Annotated in this window: 12 protein-coding genes, 3 tRNA genes, 2 rRNA genes and 1 other annotated feature; of the genes, 14 read left to right on the top strand and 3 right to left on the bottom strand. The window is 39.1% G+C overall.

Annotated features, from left to right (window positions below; all coding sequences use genetic code 11):
* Window positions 1–2 precede the first annotated feature (2 nt).
* The 11 genes from BN1066_RS04910 to BN1066_RS04860 all read left to right on the top strand — a co-directional run bounded on the left by BN1066_RS04910 (window position 3) and on the right by BN1066_RS04860 (window position 10,567).
* A tRNA-Ile gene (locus BN1066_RS04910) sits at window positions 3–76 on the top strand.
* A gap of 298 nt (window positions 77–374) precedes the next feature.
* Window positions 375–1,038 (top strand) — a sequence feature (16S ribosomal RNA rRNA prediction is too short).
* A gap of 359 nt (window positions 1,039–1,397) precedes the next feature.
* A 23S ribosomal RNA gene (locus tag BN1066_RS04905) occupies window positions 1,398–4,317 on the top strand.
* A 93-nt stretch (window positions 4,318–4,410) separates the two neighbouring features.
* Window positions 4,411–4,526, top strand: a 5S ribosomal RNA gene (gene rrf / locus BN1066_RS04900).
* Between the two features lie 115 nt (window positions 4,527–4,641).
* Window positions 4,642–4,718, top strand: a tRNA-Met gene (locus tag BN1066_RS04895).
* A 236-nt stretch (window positions 4,719–4,954) separates the two neighbouring features.
* Window positions 4,955–5,031: transfer RNA gene (locus tag BN1066_RS04890), tRNA-Asp, on the top strand.
* A gap of 546 nt (window positions 5,032–5,577) precedes the next feature.
* Entirely contained in the window at window positions 5,578–6,537 is a 960-nt protein-coding gene (gene thiL / locus BN1066_RS04885; RefSeq protein ID WP_077318355.1) for a thiamine-phosphate kinase, read from the top strand.
* Between the two features lie 10 nt (window positions 6,538–6,547).
* The gene (gene tsaE / locus BN1066_RS04880; protein WP_077318354.1) at window positions 6,548–7,003 is read left to right on the top strand and encodes a tRNA (adenosine(37)-N6)-threonylcarbamoyltransferase complex ATPase subunit type 1 TsaE; all 456 of its coding nucleotides are present in this window, start codon (window positions 6,548–6,550) and stop codon (window positions 7,001–7,003) included.
* Between the two features lie 22 nt (window positions 7,004–7,025).
* Entirely contained in the window at window positions 7,026–7,733 is a 708-nt protein-coding gene (gene tsaB, locus BN1066_RS04875) for a tRNA (adenosine(37)-N6)-threonylcarbamoyltransferase complex dimerization subunit type 1 TsaB (protein ID WP_077318353.1), read from the top strand.
* A complete protein-coding gene (gene rimI, locus BN1066_RS04870; protein ID WP_077318352.1) occupies window positions 7,726–8,175 on the top strand; it encodes a ribosomal protein S18-alanine N-acetyltransferase in 450 nt (149 codons plus the stop codon). The genes tsaB and rimI overlap by 8 nt, the downstream gene beginning before the upstream one ends.
* Window positions 8,172–9,182 carry a tRNA (adenosine(37)-N6)-threonylcarbamoyltransferase complex transferase subunit TsaD gene (gene tsaD / locus BN1066_RS04865; RefSeq protein ID WP_077318351.1) on the top strand — a complete coding sequence of 337 codons (1,011 nt, stop codon included), beginning with the start codon at window positions 8,172–8,174 and terminating at the stop codon, window positions 9,180–9,182. The genes rimI and tsaD overlap by 4 nt, the downstream gene beginning before the upstream one ends.
* A gap of 209 nt (window positions 9,183–9,391) precedes the next feature.
* Window positions 9,392–10,567 carry an FtsW/RodA/SpoVE family cell cycle protein gene (locus BN1066_RS04860; protein WP_077318350.1) on the top strand — a complete coding sequence of 392 codons (1,176 nt, stop codon included), beginning with the start codon at window positions 9,392–9,394 and terminating at the stop codon, window positions 10,565–10,567.
* A gap of 367 nt (window positions 10,568–10,934) precedes the next feature.
* On the opposite strand, the gene BN1066_RS04855 is transcribed toward BN1066_RS04860, so the two are convergent.
* The gene (locus BN1066_RS04855) at window positions 10,935–12,866 is read right to left on the bottom strand and encodes an ABC-F family ATP-binding cassette domain-containing protein (RefSeq protein WP_077318349.1); all 1,932 of its coding nucleotides are present in this window, start codon (window positions 12,864–12,866) and stop codon (window positions 10,935–10,937) included.
* 647 nt (window positions 12,867–13,513) lie between these two features.
* Here BN1066_RS04855 and BN1066_RS04850 point away from each other — a divergent pair.
* On the top strand, window positions 13,514–14,167 hold the full coding sequence (locus tag BN1066_RS04850; RefSeq protein ID WP_077318912.1) for a redox-sensing transcriptional repressor Rex: 654 nt from the start codon (window positions 13,514–13,516) through the stop codon (window positions 14,165–14,167).
* 259 nt (window positions 14,168–14,426) lie between these two features.
* Here BN1066_RS04850 and BN1066_RS04845 read toward each other — a convergent pair whose 3' ends face one another.
* Window positions 14,427–14,627: a YdiK family protein gene (locus BN1066_RS04845; protein ID WP_077318348.1), complete on the bottom strand. Its 201-nt coding sequence runs from the start codon at window positions 14,625–14,627 to the stop codon at window positions 14,427–14,429.
* Window positions 14,628–15,149: 522 nt separating this feature from the next.
* Window positions 15,150–15,854: a CPBP family intramembrane glutamic endopeptidase gene (locus tag BN1066_RS04840; protein ID WP_077318347.1), complete on the bottom strand. Its 705-nt coding sequence runs from the start codon at window positions 15,852–15,854 to the stop codon at window positions 15,150–15,152.
* A gap of 882 nt (window positions 15,855–16,736) precedes the next feature.
* On the opposite strand from BN1066_RS04840, the gene groES reads away from it, so the two are divergent.
* Window positions 16,737–17,021, top strand: coding sequence for a co-chaperone GroES (gene groES, locus BN1066_RS04835; protein ID WP_077318346.1), 285 nt, complete (start codon window positions 16,737–16,739; stop codon window positions 17,019–17,021).
* Between the two features lie 56 nt (window positions 17,022–17,077).
* Window positions 17,078–18,712: a chaperonin GroEL gene (gene groL, locus BN1066_RS04830; protein ID WP_077318345.1), complete on the top strand. Its 1,635-nt coding sequence runs from the start codon at window positions 17,078–17,080 to the stop codon at window positions 18,710–18,712.
* Window positions 18,713–18,779: the final 67 nt, after the last annotated feature.

The following is an 18,779-nucleotide window of genomic DNA, read 5'->3' as shown; positions in this document are numbered from 1 at the left end:
GTGGGCCTGTAGCTCAGCTGGTTAGAGCGCACGCCTGATAAGCGTGAGGTCGGTGGTTCAAGTCCACTCAGGCCCATTTGCAAAAAAACAAAAAAACATTTGACAAAACAAAGTAGTATATGTTATTCTAATAAAGTCGCTGTTTTAAGAAGAGCGATTTTAAAATCAAAAAAAGTTATTGACAGCTACTTCTTAAAATGTTATATTATAAAAGTTGCTGTCGCAAAAGACATTAACAATATTTGCTCTTTGAAAACTGAACAAAACAACCAGTATGTCAAGAAAAGCAGTCTCTGTTTTTCTAAGAAATAACTCAAGAGAGATCTTGAGAGAAGCTAAGAAATAATGAAGAACGGTGTTTTTCATTACAAACTTTTTTGGAGAGTTTGATCTTGGCTCAGGACGAACGCTGGCGGCGTGCCTAATACATGCAAGTCGAGCGCGGGAAGCAAGCAGAACCCCTTCGGGGGTGACGCATGTGGAACGAGCGGCGGACGGGTGAGTAACACGTGGGCAACCTGCCTGTAAGACTGGGATAACTCCGGGAAACCGGGGCTAATACCGGATAATACGTTTTCTTGCATAAGGAGACGTTAAAAGGCGGCGCAAGCTGTCACTTACAGATGGGCCCGCGGCGCATTAGCTAGTTGGTGGGGTAAAAGCCTACCAAGGCGACGATGCGTAGCCGACCTGAGAGGGTGATCGGCCACACTGGGACTGAGACACGGCCCAGACTCCTACGGGAGGCAGCAGTAGGGAATCTTCCGCAATGGACGAAAGTCTGACGGAGCAACGCCGCGTGAGTGAAGAAGGTTTTCGGATCGTAAAACTCTGTTGTTAGGGAAGAACAAGTGCCGTTCAAATAGGGCGGCACCTTGACGGTACCTAACCAGAAAGCCCCGGCTNCCACGAGAGTTGGTAACACCCGAAGTCGGTGAGGTAACCGTAAGGAGCCAGCCGCCGAAGGTGGGACCAATGATTGGGGTGAAGTCGTAACAAGGTAGCCGTATCGGAAGGTGCGGCTGGATCACCTCCTTTCTAAGGAATAAGATAAAGCGTAAGCGTTCGTTTAGCGACGTATGAACTGGACGGAACCGAAGGAGATAATGGAAACACGAAGAGCCGAGAGGCGAATCGATGTTGACTTATCGTACGGAGGGGAAGGAAGTTTCACTAGTCGCTGAACGCTGGAGCTGGAATAAGATAAAGCGAAAACGACGATAGACGTTTGAGCTGATTATACGGAAGACATACTAGGTTGTTTGGTTCAGTTTTGAGAGAGTAAATAGTCTCTCTTTAAAGATGGTACCTTGAAAACTAAATAAGAGTAACAACGACATCAAACCAAAAGCAATAAAGGCGAAAAAGCGTCTAGCTTATTTCACATAAAGCGAGTTAGTTAAGTGAATAAGGGCGCACGGTGGATGCCTTGGCACTAGGAGCCGAAGAAGGACGGGACTAACACCGATATGTCTCGGGGAGTCGTAAGTAGACGTTGATCCGGGAATTTCCGAATGGGGGAACCCACTGTTCGTAATGGAACAGTACCTCTATCTGAATACATAGGGTAGAGGAGGCAGACCCGGGGAACTGAAACATCTCAGTACCCGGAGGAAAGGAAAGCAAATGCGATTTCCCAAGTAGCGGCGAGCGAAACGGAACGAGCCCAAACCAGAAGGCTTGCCTTCTGGGGTTGTAGGACACTCCATAGGAGTTACCAAGAAGTTCTTTAGATGAAGCGATCTGGAAAGATCCGCCAAAGGAGGTAACAGCCCTGTAATCAAAAAGGAACTTCCTCCGGAGTGGATCCTGAGTACGGCGGAACACGAGAAATTCCGTCGGAATCCGGGAGGACCATCTCCCAAGGCTAAATACTCCCTAGTGACCGATAGTGAACCAGTACCGTGAGGGAAAGGTGAAAAGCACCCCGGGAGGGGAGTGAAAGAGAACCTGAAACCGTGTGCCTACAAGTAGTCGAAGCCCGTTAATGGGTGACGGCGTACCTTTTGTAGAATGGACCGGCGAGTTACGATCGTATGCAAGGTTAAGTGGAAGACACGGAGCCGCAGCGAAAGCGAGTCTGAACAGGGCGAACAGAGTATGCGGTCGTAGACCCGAAACCGTGTGATCTACCCATGTCCAGGGTGAAGGTCAGGTAACACTGACTGGAGGCCCGAACCCACGTATGTTGAAAAATGCGGGGATGAGGTGTGGGTAGGGGTGAAATGCCAATCGAACACGGAGATAGCTGGTTCTCTCCGAAATAGCTTTAGGGCTAGCCTCAAGGAAAGAGTATTGGAGGTAGAGCACTGATTGAACTAGGGGCCCTCATCGGGTTACCGAATTCAGTCAAACTCCGAATGCCAACTACTTATCCTTGGGAGTCAGACTATGGGTGATAAGGTTCATAGTCGAAAGGGAAACAGCCCAGACCGCCAGCTAAGGTCCCAAAGTATACGTTAAGTGGAAAAGGATGTGGAGTTGCATAGACAACCAGGATGTTGGCTTAGAAGCAGCCACCATTTAAAGAGTGCGTAATAGCTCACTGGTCGAGTGACTCTGCGCCGAAAATGTACCGGGGCTAAACGTATCACCGAAGCTGCGGATTGTTCTTCGGAACAATGGTAGGAGAGCGTTCAATGTGCAGTGAAGTCAGACCGTGAGGACTGGTGGAGCGCTTTGAAGTGAGAATGCCGGTATGAGTAGCGAAAAAAGAGTGAGAATCTCTTTCACCGAAAGCCTAAGGTTTCCTGAGGAAGGCTCGTCCTCTCAGGGTTAGTCGGGACCTAAGCCGAGGCCGAAAGGCGTAGGCGATGGACAACAGGTAGATATTCCTGTACCACCTCATGAGTGTTTGAGCGATGGGGGGACGCAGTAGGATAAGGAAAGCGCACGGATGGAAGCGTGCGCCCAAGCAGCAAGGGAGTCGGATAGGAAAATCCGTCCGATAATTCTAAGCTGTGACGGGGAGGGAACATGAGTACCGAAGTTCCGGATTTCACACTGCCAAGAAAAGCCTCTAGTGAGCTCATAGGTGCCCGTACCGCAAACCGACACAGGTAGGCGAGGAGAGAATCCTAAGGTGAGCGGGAGAACTCTCGTTAAGGAACTCGGCAAAATGACCCCGTAACTTCGGGAGAAGGGGTGCTCCTTGTAGGAGGAGCCGCAGTGAATAGGCCCAAGCGACTGTTTAGCAAAAACACAGGTCTCTGCGAAGCCGAAAGGCGAAGTATAGGGGCTGACACCTGCCCGGTGCTGGAAGGTAAAGGGGAAGCGTTAGTACTTCGGTACGAAGCGTAGAACTGAAGCCCCAGTGAACGGCGGCCGTAACTATAACGGTCCTAAGGTAGCGAAATTCCTTGTCGGGTAAGTTCCGACCCGCACGAAAGGTGCAACGACTTGGGCACTGTCTCAACGAGAGACCCGGTGAAATTATACGATGCGTGAAGATGCGCATTACCCGCGACAGGACGGAAAGACCCCGTGGAGCTTTACTGTAGCCTGATATTGAATGTTTGTACAGCTTGTACAGGATAGGTGGGAGCCATCGAAGCGTGAGCGCCAGCTTACGTGGAGGCACCCGTGGGATACCACCCTGGCTGTATGAACCTTCTAACCCAGGGCCGTGATCCGGTCCGGAGACAGTGTCAGGCGGGCAGTTTGACTGGGGCGGTCGCCTCCCAAAAGGTAACGGAGGCGCCCAAAGGTTCCCTCAGAATGGTTGGAAATCATTCGCAGAGTGTAAAGGCAGAAGGGAGCTTGACTGCGAGACCTACAAGTCGAGCAGGGACGAAAGTCGGGCTTAGTGATCCGGTGGTTCCGCATGGAAGGGCCATCGCTCAACGGATAAAAGCTACCCCGGGGATAACAGGCTTATCTCCCCCAAGAGTTCACATCGACGGGGAGGTTTGGCACCTCGATGTCGGCTCATCGCATCCTGGGGCTGTAGTCGGTCCCAAGGGTTGGGCTGTTCGCCCATTAAAGCGGTACGCGAGCTGGGTTCAGAACGTCGTGAGACAGTTCGGTCCCTATCCGTCGTGGGCGTTGGAGGTTTGAGAGGAGCTGTCCTTAGTACGAGAGGACCGGGATGGACACACCGCTGGTGTACCAGTTGTTCCGCCAGGAGCACAGCTGGGTAGCTACGTGTGGCAGGGATAAGTGCTGAAAGCATCTAAGCATGAAGCCCCCCTCAAGATGAGACCTCCCATCACGTCAAGTGAGTAAGATCCCTCAAAGATGATGAGGTAGATAGGTTCGAGGTAGAAGCGTGGTGACATGTGAAGCTGACGAATACTAATCGATCGAGGACTTAACTAAGTCTAATGGAAAGATAGTCGTTGAATGATCTCTTATTTAGTTTTTAAGGTATAAAATCTTTTTTTATGAAGAATAATAAAAATCACAAGTATGTCTGGTAGCAATAGCGGAGAGGTCACACCTGTTTCCATACCGAACACAGAAGTTAAGCTCTCCAGCGCTGATGGTAGTTGGGGCTTTGCCCCTGCAAGAGTAAGACGCTGCCAGGCGGTATTTCTCTCTATATAGAGAGAAATTGTCAATACCTCTGAACTATAAAATATCTTGGTTAAGCTAAAAGTTGTAGGGATCTTCAAGTAATATTAACCTTATTTTTCATCATACCGCGGGGTGGAGCAGTCTGGTAGCTCGTTGGGCTCATAACCCAAAGGTCGCAGGTTCAAATCCTGTCCCCGCAACCAATCTTATTTAACTACATAGAATAACCTCATTAATTAAAATCTAGTTTATTTCGAAAAAACATAAAAATTATTCTGAAACAATGACTTTAAGTAGCATATACATCCAAATAAAGAATTAATTTGGTTCGAATATCTTCTATATAACTTTCTATACAATACATATTTATTTACTTCTTAACTAAGAAAACCCAAGGCAGATCAACTGATCAGCGGAAAATTGGGATTAATATAGCCTTGGTTCGGTAGTTCAGTTGGTTAGAATGCCTGCCTGTCACGCAGGAGGTCGCGGGTTCGAGTCCCGTCCGGACCGCCACTTCATAGTATTGGTATACACAGGATTTCATGTTTGAAAATCGTGTGTTTTTTATATGTTTAAATTAATCTCATATTATTGGTAGTAAAACTCCTTGCTTCAGATTCTATCGTTAAATTGGGATTAGTTGGGCAAGAATACTGCTAATAAGAGCTAGATCGGTGCCATTATAATCATTAGTTATTGACCTCCCTATGTTAATTTGTGGTAAACGCTTCTACACGGTAAATAACCTATTTGAAAGCAGCTTCGTTTAGAGTACGTATTCAAAAGGACAAGAAGGAACTACGATAGCGATACATCGCGACTTTTTCAAGGATAAGCGCTCCTTTAAAGAATTTTTACTTCATCTTGTCAGAAGCTCTCCAGTTTGTATTGCTACCTAAGCGTTTCTAGATTTTGTTCTTTCTATCCAGAATATATCATCTTCGTCAGATAAAAATCATTTAAATATCTTTTCTTCTAAATCCAGTATTTCCTTTTTCCTTTTACAATAATTTTTGCTATCATTAAATATAGTTAGAAAATGAAAATGGTGATAGATAAATGGATGAGTTCACCTTTATTAATTCAATTAAACAGCAATATTATAGACAATCTTCATTAGTTAAGGGGATTGGTGACGACGCTGCTGTATTTCGACAATCGAATACAGATATTGTTACTGCTGTAGATACTTTTGTAGAAGATGTACACTTCAAGAAGAGTACGATGAGTGCTTTTCATATAGGTTACCGAATTCTAGCTGCCAATATTAGTGATTTAGCTGCTATGGGTTCCACACCTGCTTTTTATTTGGTTTCCATTGTTATTCCAAAGTCGTGGACGCATTTGGAAGTTGCCGATATTTTTAAAGGTATGAAAAAAATTGCCTCCTATTATAAGATGGATTTAATTGGCGGTGATACGGTCTCTGGGAAAGAAATGACAATATCTGTAACAGTAATTGGGTATTCGGAAAAAAGAGTTCGTTATCGAAGTGATTCAAAAGACGGAGATATTGTATTTGTGACCGGAACTTTAGGCGATTCACAAGCTGGTTATCATATTTTGACAAATCCCGCAAATTATCAGGAGGATCAATACTATATCGCAAGGCATCGAATGCCAACGCCTCGTGTAGAGTTTGCGACAGGTTTATCCAAAGATGTTCGAGTGGCACTTAATGATGTGAGTGATGGTATAGCAAGTGAAGCTGCAGAAATTGCTGTTGCTTCTAATGTAAGTATATTAATACATGATGATAAAGTGCCAGTGCGTGATAGTTACAAGCAATTTCCAGAGCATTCTCAGTATCAGTGGAAATATTTTGGTGGAGAAGATTTTGAATTAATTGGGACAGTAGCAAAGCAAAATTGGGAGCATATTGTATCACTCGCTAACCAATTAGGACTTAGATTAACATCGATTGGAGAAGTATTTCTCGAGGATAACAATCATGTCTATTTGAAAAAAAATAATAAGATTAAAATTTTACCAAAGCAAGGCTATAACCATTTAAAGTAGGTGAAATGGATTGGCAATATATCAAATTACAACAAATACGGAAGAAGCGACAAAAGGTCTAGGAGAGAAATTAGCACTTTTGTTAAAGCCAGGAGATGTTGTTACATTAGATGGTGATCTTGGTGCAGGCAAAACAACCTTTACGAAAGGGATAGCCGCAGGTCTTGGAGTAAAACGTAATGTTTCAAGTCCAACGTTTACAATAATTAAAGAATATGAAGGAGAAATTCCACTTTATCATATGGATGTTTATCGTTTAGAAGGATCAGATGAAGATATTGGTTTTTTAGAATATTTTAATGGAGATGGGGTTACCGTTGTAGAATGGTCAACATTTATTTCTGATTTTTTACCAGAGGAAAAACTGGAAGTACATCTTACTTCTAATGGTGAGCATTCGAGAACGATAACATTTATTAGTCATGGCCCCGATTTTGACAGAGTAATAAATCAATTAAAAAGTTAATAAATATAGAGGAGTAATTTACATGAATATACTTGCAATCGATACATCGAATCAAGTATTGGGTGTTGCCATTCAACAAAATAAACAGATTGCTGGAGAAATTATAACCAATTTACCCAAAAACCATTCTGTACGATTGATGCCTGCTATTGATCAATTAATGAATGAATTAGCATTAAAGCCTGAACAGCTTGATTTAATCGTTGTAGCAAAAGGCCCAGGTTCATATACTGGAGTAAGGATCGGTCTTTCTACTGCGAAAGCAATGGCGTGGGCTTTAAATATTCCAATCATTGGCGTATCAAGTTTGGAAGTGCTTGCTTATCAAGGACGATTTTTTAATGGTATTATCTGCCCTTTTTTTGATGCTAGACGTGGGCTTGTTTATGCAGGTGGTTACCAATGGAATAACTTTTCCATGCAACATGTTCGAACTGAAGCAAATCTTGTCATGGATGATTTATTAGAAGAGCTTAAAAACCGTAATCAGCCAGTCATGTTTTTAAGCCCTGATATGGATATGCACCGTGAACGTATAGTGACAAAGCTTGAAGGTATGGCTGTAATTCCTGATGAAACTTTTCACTTAACTCGTGCTTCTCATTTAATAGCTGCAGCTAAAGGAAAAGAACCTGATCCAACACATACGCTAACTCCTAATTATTTGCGGCTGACTGAGGCTGAAGCAAAGTGGATAGAACAAAACAAGGGAAAACATGAAAATGCATAATAAAGTAATTAGGGAAATGGAAATAAAAGATATTGAGGCAGTACTGGAAGTAGAAAGAGAATCCTTTCATACAGCGTGGACAAAGGATATCTTTCACCAGGAAATTTCCAAAAACCCACATGCACATTATTTTGTAATTGAAGTAGAAGGAAATATTGTTGGCTATGCGGGCATTTGGATTGTGTTTGATGATGCGCAAATTACTAATATAGTAATACTACCAGCCTACCGCCGGAAAAAACTTGGTGAGCAATTATTTCGTCATATTATGCGATACGCCGTGTTGAAAGGGATTAGTCGTTTATCTTTAGAGGTTCGCCAGTCGAATATAGTTGCTCAAAGACTTTATCGAAAATTTGGCCTTGTTCCAGGTGGAATTCGTAAAAACTACTATACAGACAACCAGGAGGACGCAATCGTCATGTGGGTGAATATACTATGAAAAAAGATATTATCATCTTAGGAATTGAAACAAGTTGTGATGAAACAGCTGTTGCCTTTGTTAAGAATGGAAAAGAAATTCTAGCTAATGTTGTAGCTTCACAAATTGAAATTCATAAACGGTTTGGTGGTGTGGTTCCGGAAATCGCATCACGGCATCATGTGGAACAAATTACGTATGTACTTGACCAAGCAATGCAGGAAGCAGCTGTTAATTGGGAGGATATTGATGCAATAGCTGTAACAGAAGGACCAGGACTTGTCGGAGCGTTATTGGTTGGGGTAAATGCGGCAAAAGCAATAGCATTTGCAAAACACAAGCCATTAATTGGTGTTCATCATATTGCGGGTCATATTTATGCAAATCGTTTAGAGCAAGAGTTTGAATTTCCATTGCTTGCACTAATTGTATCTGGCGGACACACGGAATTAGTTCTTATGAAAGAACATGGTACGTATGAATTAATAGGAGAAACGAGAGACGATGCAGCTGGAGAGGCTTATGATAAAGTAGCTCGGATGTTGAATCTGCCATATCCAGGTGGTCCACAAATTGATCGATTAGCTGAAAGTGGAAAAGAAACGATTGACTTTCCCCGTGCTTGGCTAGAACCGGATAGTTATGATTTTAGCTTTAGCGGGTTAAAATCATCGGTCATAAATAAAATTCACAATGCAAAGCAGCGTGGAGAACAGTTGAATTCTGAAGATATTGCAGCAAGTTTTCAAGCAAGTGTTGTTGATGTATTGACTACAAAGACCGTTCGAGCAGCAAAGCAATATAAAGTAAAGCAAGTCATTGTTGCTGGAGGTGTTGCAGCCAACAAAGGGTTGCGTAATGCGATGGAAAGAGAGTTTTCTAAATTGGAAATACCTTTACAAATACCACCACTGCATTTATGTACAGATAATGCTGCAATGATAGCAGCTGCCGGTACGATTGCTTTTGAACAAGGAATTCGTTCCACACTGGAATTAAATGCGCGTGCTGCGTTGCCGTTAAAGTAATCCACACTAATCCACAGGCTTGTTCATATAACGAGAGAAACCCTAGTGTAAAAGGGGGTATAGAGTGGATAACTTCTGTGGATAACACGGGATATTTTTGTGGATAATGTGTATAACTTTTCAAAAAGCTTTTATCTTAGTCTAGGTATTAATAATTTCAGTTTGTGGATAAGTTGTAGATAGAGTAATTTAGAAATTTGGTGATAACATTGACTAAAAAGCAATCTTTTTATGTACAAACAGATTTAATTACATTATTTATTCTGTTTGTTTGTGTAAGCTTACTATCTATTTATAATGCGCAGCAATTAGAACAATATGACGGTAAGAACTTTGTGTTACAGCAAATTGTATGGTTTGTAGTGGGGGTCGGGATTGTTGCAGCCATTCAATACCTCGATGTGGAACAACTGTATAAAGCAAGCTTATACGTTTATATAGCTGGTTTACTTGTACTTGTCATCTTATTAATAAGTCCGGCTAGTATAGCGAAACCGGTTAATGGATCGAAAAGCTGGTTTACGCTTCCTGGTCTGTCATTACAACCATCGGAGTTTACTAAAGTAACAACGATCATGTATATGGCTGCGATCATTCAAAAGCATAAAGAAAAATTTCAAGTAAGTCATATAAAATCAGATATTCAGCTGCTTTTGAAAATTTTGGCCATTGTTGCTGCACCAGTATTATTAATTATGAAACAGCCTGATTTTGGGACTTCAATGGTGTATTTATTTATAGCAGGGATTCTTATTATTTTATCAGGTATTAACTGGAAAATTTTGGCTACTTTAATTGCAAGTATTTCTGCTTTTATCGGAGGAATATTGACGTTTATCGTAAAATTTCCGGATTTAGCAAAGGAAATTGTCGGTAAAAGTAATGCTTATCAAATTGACCGAATTATGACCTGGTTTGATCCAGCGCAGCAAACCAGTGATGCAAAATGGCATTTTGAACAGGCTTTTATGGCGTTAGGTTCCGGGCAATTATTTGGAAAAGGAATAGGAAATCAGCAAGTATCCTTTCCAGAGGCCCAAACCGATTTTATCTTTGCCATTATCGGGGAAAGCTTTGGCTTTGTTGGTAGTGCTTTTGTTGTTTTTCTTTATTTTATACTGTTGTATAAACTAGTCATGCTTGGTTTATCTATTTATAAGCACTCAACCTTTGCGGCATATGTTTGTTTTGGTTATATGAGCTTAATGCTTATTCATGTATTTCAAAATATTGGAATGGCATTAGGAATTATGCCGGTTACAGGCATTCCATTATTGTTAATAAGTTATGGCGGAAGCTCGGTGTTGTCCACGATGCTAGGATTAGGAATCATATATCGAATTGCTGTTGAAAACTCGATACAAAATGACTATTTATTTAAATAAACCTTGTGGATAAAGTGTAATGCTCCCTTTTAGGTAAGCAGGTTATATAATAGCTCGCTTACTTATATGGGAGCATTTTTATTGGAATGCGGAGCTAGCCCAAAGTTATCATACTTTGGACTTAGTTGAAGTTTAAAATGGCAGAATATTACCGAGATTATTTAGGATATGCTAAAACAAGGTCTAAAGTAACTATACTTTCATTAAATAGAAAATTAATGGAGTTTTAATTGGTGTGCAAACGTAAATGTTATGTTTAAAACTATCAATTATTTAGTTAAATAGAACAATGTGGGCGTAGACATCCCAATGCGGTACAATTTATAATATCAATCCTACTTTATTTCATTATAGATAGATTTTTAATTTATTCTTGCAGTTCAGCCCATTCCTCCATGAGCTGTTCTACTGTTTGCTTTCGCTTGTTCGTCTCATTGGATAACTCCAATGCTTTTTCATGATCTTGATAAATTTCAGGACTTTCCATGCTCTTTTCTAATTGTTTAATTTCTATTTCAAGTGCTTCAATTTTTTCTTCCAGTGCTGCAATTCGTCTTCTTTTTTTTCGCTGTTCTCGTTGAATTTGCTTATCCCGCTCATAGTTACGCTTCGTTTCTTTTACAGGTTTTTCTTTTAGCACAACTTGTTGCTGTATCTTCTCCAGACGTTTTATTTCTGCTTCTTCTGCTTTTTTTTCTAAATAATAATCATAGTCTCCCAAATAGACAGTGGTTTTGTGTTTTTGTAACTCGGCAACTTGGTCAGCAATTTTATTTATGAAGTATCGATCATGAGAAACAAATAAAATACTTCCCGGGAAATCCATTAATGCCGCTTCCAGCACTTCCTTACTATCAATATCTAAATGGTTTGTTGGTTCGTCTAAGATCAATAGATTTGCTTTTTGCAACATTAATTTAGCTAATGCCAATCGTGCCTTTTCCCCACCACTTAGTGCTTGCACAGGCTTTAACACATCATCCCCTGAAAAAAGAAAGTTTCCCAATACAGTACGTATATCTTTTTCGTTCATCGTTGGGTAATCATCCCATAGTTCCATCAGCACTGTCTTGGTGGAATGTAAGTCTGCCTGTTCTTGATCGTAATAACCGATTTGAACGTTTGTACCTAGCTGAACGCTACCTTGACTAGCTTTAAGTTTACCAATAATTATTTTTAAAAGCGTCGTCTTTCCTACCCCGTTTGGTCCAACAAGAGCAATTCGCTCGCCTCGATTTATTTGTAAATGGACGTGTTGAAATAAGTATTCCTGTTCACCTGGGTAGCAAAAGGCAAGCTCGTTTACTTTCAGCACATCATTTCCACTGCGCCGATTAATTTGAAATGAAAAAGCAGCAGAGGCCTCATCTCCAAGGGGACGATTCAGCTTCTCCATTTTTTCTAACTGTTTACGTCTACTCTGAGCACGCTTTGTGGTAGAAGCGCGCACAATATTTCGCTGAATAAATTCTTCCATTTTTTTAATTTCTGTCTGTTGCTTTTCATATTCTTTTAATTCTCTTTCAAAATCAAGCGCCTTTTGTTCTAAGTATTTACTATACGTACCAATATAGCGCTTAGTTTGGTGACGTGCTATTTCATAAACGATGGATACGGTTTTATCCAGAAAATAACGATCATGTGATACCACTACAACGGCACCAGGGTAGCCAATTAAGTAGTTTTCCAGCCAGTTTAATGTCTCAATATCTAAATGGTTTGTTGGCTCGTCCAAAATGAGTAATTTCGGCTTTTTTAGCAGTAGTTTTCCTAGCGAAAGACGTGTTTTCTGTCCACCACTTAATGTCTGGATTGGAGTGTCATAATCAAATTTATCAAATGCCAACCCTGTTAACACAGATTTCATTTCTGCTTCGTAAGTATAACCACCATTTTGTTCAAATGTATGTTGAAGATGATCATATTCATGTAATAACTTTTGATAGGCTTCTTCTGTTTGGTTTCCAGCTTGTTGCATCTGCTTTTCCAGCTTCCTTAGTTCAGCTTCTTGCTTACGTAATTCAGAAAATACATCAAGCATCTCTTGCCAAATCGTTTTTTCCGATTCTATCCCCACGTGCTGTGATAAATAACCAATTGTTAAACCTTTTGGCATGATTAATTCGCCTTGATCATAGCTCAATTCTCCAGCCATGATTTTCAGCAATGTCGATTTACCAGAACCGTTTCTGCCTACAATTGCAATTCGATCATTGTCTTTTACTTCTAGTTTTATATTTGATAAAATTTCATCAGCACCAAAAGATTTATAAAGCCCATTTATTTGCATTAATATCATATAATGTTCACCTCATCTCCCCTAGTGTATCTTACTTTACTAAATATAATCAATATAATTGTGAACTAGGTCACGACTTATTTCCAGTTTTCTGCTAGAATAGAAATATGGATCTAGTATGTATGACTTAAATTTTATTTTGTGAGATTTTTTTATCTTACAAATGATAAAGCAGAAAGTAGAAGGAAGAACAAAATTACCACAGCGTGATGCAGGTGGAACTTGATTACGTCCGTCTCGATTAACAGAAGATACTTTCATGGTAATATCGAAAGAGACTTCTATTGTGAAAATTTGCTTAAATAGAGAACATAGTAGAGTGAGCAATTATGGTATTCTATTACTAGAGGGGGGTAAAAACTTCTTGTATACCAAATGCTTTATTAAGCGTGCAGGCTTAAAATGAATGAAGATTCATTTCGTATTTTTATTCTTTAGCATACGAAACACAAGTAAAAGTATAGGACTCTGAATAAACCGTCCTGTTTTAAGTAAGAAATTTAGTTTGTAAAAGAATTACATTATTATGTAAGCGATACATAATAGAGTAATTCCTAAAAAATAGTTTCTTTTACATTTGTATGAAGATGCTTTATTTTAAAGTGAAAGATTATACAAATCTAACGAAAAGGAGAAGAAAAAGAATGATGGAACAAAACAAAATACCTCAAGCAACTGCAAAACGATTGCCCCTGTATTATCGATTTATTAATAATTTAAACCACCAAGGAAAGAAGCGTGTGTCTTCTAAGGAGCTTAGTGATGCAGTAAAAGTTGATTCGGCCACAATCCGGAGAGACTTCTCTTATTTCGGTGCATTGGGCAAAAAAGGATATGGATATAACGTAGAATACTTACTTGAATTTTTTCGTAAAACTCTAGATCAAGATGAAGTAACGGAAGTAGCCCTGATTGGTGTTGGTAATTTGGGTACTGCTTTTTTACATTATAACTTTATGAAAAATAATAATATTAAAATCAAAATGGCTTTTGATAGTGACCCTGAAAAAGTTGGTAAGACGATTAGCGATGTTCCAGTATACCACATCGATGAATTAGAGCATAAATTAGGAGATATTCATGTTGCCATTCTTACGATCCCAGCAGGTGAAGCTCAAGGAATGACAGAACGTTTAGTAGAACATGGTATCGAGGGTATTTTGAATTTTACTCCTGCACGAATTACGGTACCTAAGCATATTCGTGTTCACCATATTGATTTAGCAGTAGAGCTGCAAGCACTTGTGTATTTCTTAAAGCATTATCCATTAGTGACAGAAGAAGATGAGGAAGCAAAATAAAGTTATTTATTCTTGAAGATAATGGAGAAAATCTAATTAGTTGACGATAAACTAGAATAGTCATGCTAAATAGATATGCAGTTATTAATCGTTATAATGTTTTATTATCTAGGAAGGAATTTATATTTGTTTTAGAAGATCTGCCGTTTGTACGGGTCGCTAACCGCGCCCCTGAACTTTTGTTCTTACTACATACGAATTGATTTTCCTTGTAGTAAATATAGGAAAAAATAAGAAGAAAGAATAGAGCTGTTAACCGCTATTCCTTCTTCTTATTTTTATAGCGAAAATGAATGGACAACAGACGAATAGTGACTCCTATTTCAAGCGTCGCAAAAATTGCTAGTACAATGGTTGTGATATTCCAAACTGTTTCTTCTACACTTAAAATAGCAATATAGGTAAAGAATATGCCCATTATAAAATAAATAATCCCCATTGTTTTGGGTGAAATTTTCATGTTAAAGCCTCCAAAAATAAAAACATTTATCGATATGATTTTGTCATAACCCTTTCCAAAAGAAAACATGATAATAGGTTTAACCATATTGTTCGTATTTAAAAGAATCAAGCTGTTTCTTACACTATAGGAAAGTATAAAACTTTAGGCTTATACCGTATGTAAGGTGCCGTAAGACTCCCACTTCAAGAGCTTGAGTTCGTGCAAAGGGTGTAAGTGGGAGAAAACGGCACCTAAATGCCCGATTGGTTCAAGGGCCTTTAGGTCATACCCTTGTGGTACTAACATTCCGTGTTCCACGAAATGAAGTTTCACTTTATCGTATAAGAAAAAAGATAGCTTTCTAAAATATTGAGTGCTAGTGGATAAGAAAGGTGCTAAAGCTATATTTAGTAAAAACATCTACACCTTTTCATCTTTGTTTATCAACATAAAGCTTAATAACGATGAAATAAAGAACGTTTTGCTTGGTAATGTTGGAATGTCAAGTAGAATTACTTAAAAAAAGTATATATAATCGCTTTATAAATGTAGGATGGTCTGCAACTTATTTAATTGTCGTTCAATTTCTGCAGGATCCATATTGTATTGTGAGATAACAACAAAAGCGTTCATAGCCATGTGAGCAATAATTGGCACTATGATACGTTTTGTCTCTACATATAGATAAGCGAATACTAAGCCCATAGAAGCATATACCAAAATATGTTGAGGTTCACGGTGGATAAATCCAAAAATCACTGCTGATAAGATTGCTGCAATTAAGAAATTTGTTCGCTTATATAATGTACCAAAGATGATTTTTCGAAAAATAATTTCTTCCAATATTGGTGCTGCAAAAATTGGAATAATCATAAATAACGGTGTCGCTCTTGTAATGTCCATGATCGCTTGGGTGTTTTCCGATCCTGGTTTAATTCCAAATACCATTATTTGAATGAAATTGGCTAAGAATTGAGCGAAGAAAGCCATAAACACTCCTAAAATTGTCCAGAGAATCAGCTGCGTTTTAGAAAAACGGTCACGCTGATGAAGACCTTCTTTAATATCAGGCTTCATCAAGAGCAGTACAATAATAACCCCTAATATAAAACTAATTATGGACCAATAGCTTACAGCTTCCACTTTAGTAACAGGAAATAATTTATACAATATCGGGGCGAAAACAACTCCGGAAAATTGCATAAGGATATAACTGATAATGACCCACCAATATCTTTTTGGCAAAATAAAACGACTCCTTTTTCCTGTACGTTATCCAAAGTATAAAATTTTTTGTACAGATTGATTTCAACGTTGTAAAAATTATATGTTTTCACATAAGTAACTATATGTTTTGGTCTTTGATCTTCTATAAATAAATGAATTTGTTCAAAGATAACAAGCGATAAAATCGTAGCAATATTAAACAGAACAGGTAAGTTTTAATGTAAAGAAGATGTGTAGTTTTGATAACGGCATAAGTTTAAAAAAACGATTGTAATACGTGTATTATTAAACACATCTTAATCAAGCTGCATCAGTTGGGTGCCATTCAGCATTCATAGCATCCCCCAATAGTTTATGTTTGAATAAATTAGTCTATTAACGATAAAATGAATTTGTACATTTTATTTTATCATAAATCCTTCATGTCATATAATAGAATGATTTTATCAATAGATTTTTAAAGAGAACGTTTAACAGTTCATCAAAAATAGATATCGATTTTCATCTTACGTTAGACTGGATCAAACTTTAGTGCTAACGTTAAGGCGATTCAAGTAGAATTTATAATCCTTTTAAAGATGCCAATTTTTCCTTTTCTAATGGTTTTCGTATTTTAAAGGTCCGTGAGAGGATACATAATCTAAATGTCCAATTCATTCAGGAAGAAAGGATAAGGAAAACGACAACAGCGATACATCACGGTTTTTCAAGGACGATTATATCTTAGAACTCTGGCTTGATTAACTCTTGTTTAAAAAAATGCTTAAAATAAATAAAAAAATATGCTTTCATGCTTGCATTTTTTCCAATAATTATTTATCATATTAAGTGGAATTAGCACTCGACGGAATAGAGTGCTAACAAAACAAAAATGATAATAGAATTAAGGAGGCTTTCTACATGATTAAACCACTAGGAGATCGCGTTGTTATCGAGCTTGTCGAGCAAGAAGAGAAAACTGCAAGCGGTATCGTACTTCCAGACTCTGCAAAAGAAAAACCTCAAGAAGGAAAAGTTGTTGCAGTTGGTTCTGGTCGTGTAACAGAAAATGGGGAAAAAATTGCCTTGGAAGTAAAAGAAGGAGATCGTATCATTTTCTCTAAATTTGCTGGCACAGAAGTTAAATACGAAGGCAAAGAGTACTTAATTCTTCGTGAAAACGACATCTTGGCTGTAGTAAGCTAATCTAGATATACAAAAATACTTAACTTAAACAAACAATTGAAGGAGGATATATATCGATGGCTAAAGAAATTAAATTTAGTGAAGAAGCACGCAGAGCAATGCTACGTGGTGTTGATACATTAGCGGATGCTGTAAAAGTAACATTAGGACCAAAGGGACGTAACGTTGTATTAGAGAAAAAATTTGGTTCACCACTAATTACAAATGATGGTGTTACAATTGCTAAAGAAATTGAGCTAGAAGATCATTTTGAAAATATGGGAGCTCAGCTTGTTTCAGAAGTTGCTTCCAAAACAAATGATGTTGCTGGGGACGGTACTACAACAGCAACAGTATTAGCTCAATCCATGATTAGTGAAGGCCTTAAAAACGTTGCTTCTGGAGCAAATCCAGTAGGCGTTCGTCGTGGTATTGAAAAAGCTGTAGAAGTAGCAGTTAAAGAACTAAAAGCAATTTCTAAGTCAATTGAAAGCAAAGAATCCATTGCTCAAGTAGCTGCTGTTTCTTCAGATGATGCGGAAGTTGGAAATCTAATTTCTGAAGCTATGGAACGTGTCGGTAAAGATGGAGTTATTACCGTTGAAGAGTCAAAAGGATTCAATACAGAGCTTGAAGTAGTAGAAGGGATGCAGTTTGATCGCGGATACGCTTCTCCATACATGGTAACGGATCAAGATAAAATGGAAGCAGTGCTAGAAGATCCTTATATTCTAATTACAGATAAAAAGATCAGCAATATCCAAGAAGTGTTGCCAATACTAGAACAAGTAGTTCAGCAAGGTAAACCACTTCTATTGATTGCTGAAGATGTTGAAGGTGAAGCATTAGCAACATTAGTTGTGAACAAACTTCGTGGAACATTTAATGCAGTAGCAGTAAAAGCTCCTGGATTTGGTGATCGTCGTAAAGCAATGCTTGAAGACATTGCTACACTTACTGGCGGAGAGGTAATTACAGAAGATCTTGGTTTAGACTTGAAGAGTGCTACAATGGATCAATTAGGTCGTGCTGCTAAAGTAGTCGTTACAAAAGAAGATACAACGATTGTTGAAGGTGCAGGAAAACCTGAAGATATTTCTGGACGTGTTGCACAAATTCGCTCACAAATTGAAGAAACTACTTCTGATTTTGATAAAGAAAAACTACAAGAGCGTCTAGCTAAATTGGCTGGCGGAGTAGCAGTAATTAAAGTTGGTGCAGCAACTGAAACAGAATTAAAAGAACGTAAACTACGTATTGAAGATGCATTAAACGCTACTCGTGCAGCAGTAGAAGAAGGTATTGTTGCCGGTGGTGGTACTGCATTTATGAATATCTACCATAAAGTAAGTGAACTTCAATTAGAAGGTGATGAAGCTACTGGTGCAAATATTGTACTACGTGCTATGGAAGAACCAGTTCGCCAAATTGCACAAAATGCTGGTCTTGAAGGTTCACTTATCGTTGAACGCCTAAAAGGTGAAAAAGTAGGTGTTGGATATAATGCAGCTACAAATGAATGGGTAGACATGGTTGAGACAGGTATTGTTGACCCAACAAAAGTTACTCGTTCTGCATTGCAAAACGCTGCATCTGTAGCAGCTATGTTCCTAACAACTGAAGCAGTAGTAGCTGACAAACCAGAAGAAAATGCTGCTGGCGGCGGAATGCCTGACATGGGCGGCATGGGTGGAATGGGCGGCATGATGTAATAAATCCACTCAAGAATGTTGATATAACAACATCTTAAGCGGATATGCAACCGTTCAAAACCCTAAA

Source organism: Virgibacillus proomii (assembly GCF_900162615.1).
GTDB lineage: Bacteria > Bacillota > Bacilli > Bacillales > Amphibacillaceae > Virgibacillus > Virgibacillus proomii.
This window is presented reverse-complemented; position numbering and strand designations above follow the sequence as displayed.

What these genes read in the sequence shown, in the direction of transcription:
- thiL (WP_077318355.1), top strand. Translation starts at nt 5,578, where the DNA reads ATGGATGAGTTCACCTTTATTAATTCAATTAAACAGCAATATTATAGA.
- tsaB (WP_077318353.1), top strand. Translation starts at nt 7,026, where the DNA reads ATGAATATACTTGCAATCGATACATCGAATCAAGTATTGGGTGTTGCC.
- rimI (WP_077318352.1), top strand. Translation starts at nt 7,726, where the DNA reads ATGCATAATAAAGTAATTAGGGAAATGGAAATAAAAGATATTGAGGCA.
- tsaD (WP_077318351.1), top strand. Translation starts at nt 8,172, where the DNA reads ATGAAAAAAGATATTATCATCTTAGGAATTGAAACAAGTTGTGATGAA.
- BN1066_RS04855 (WP_077318349.1), bottom strand. Translation starts at nt 12,866, where the DNA reads ATGATATTAATGCAAATAAATGGGCTTTATAAATCTTTTGGTGCTGAT.
- BN1066_RS04850 (WP_077318912.1), top strand. Translation starts at nt 13,514, where the DNA reads ATGGAACAAAACAAAATACCTCAAGCAACTGCAAAACGATTGCCCCTG.
- BN1066_RS04845 (WP_077318348.1), bottom strand. Translation starts at nt 14,627, where the DNA reads ATGAAAATTTCACCCAAAACAATGGGGATTATTTATTTTATAATGGGC.
- groES (WP_077318346.1), top strand. Translation starts at nt 16,737, where the DNA reads ATGATTAAACCACTAGGAGATCGCGTTGTTATCGAGCTTGTCGAGCAA.
- groL (WP_077318345.1), top strand. Translation starts at nt 17,078, where the DNA reads ATGGCTAAAGAAATTAAATTTAGTGAAGAAGCACGCAGAGCAATGCTA.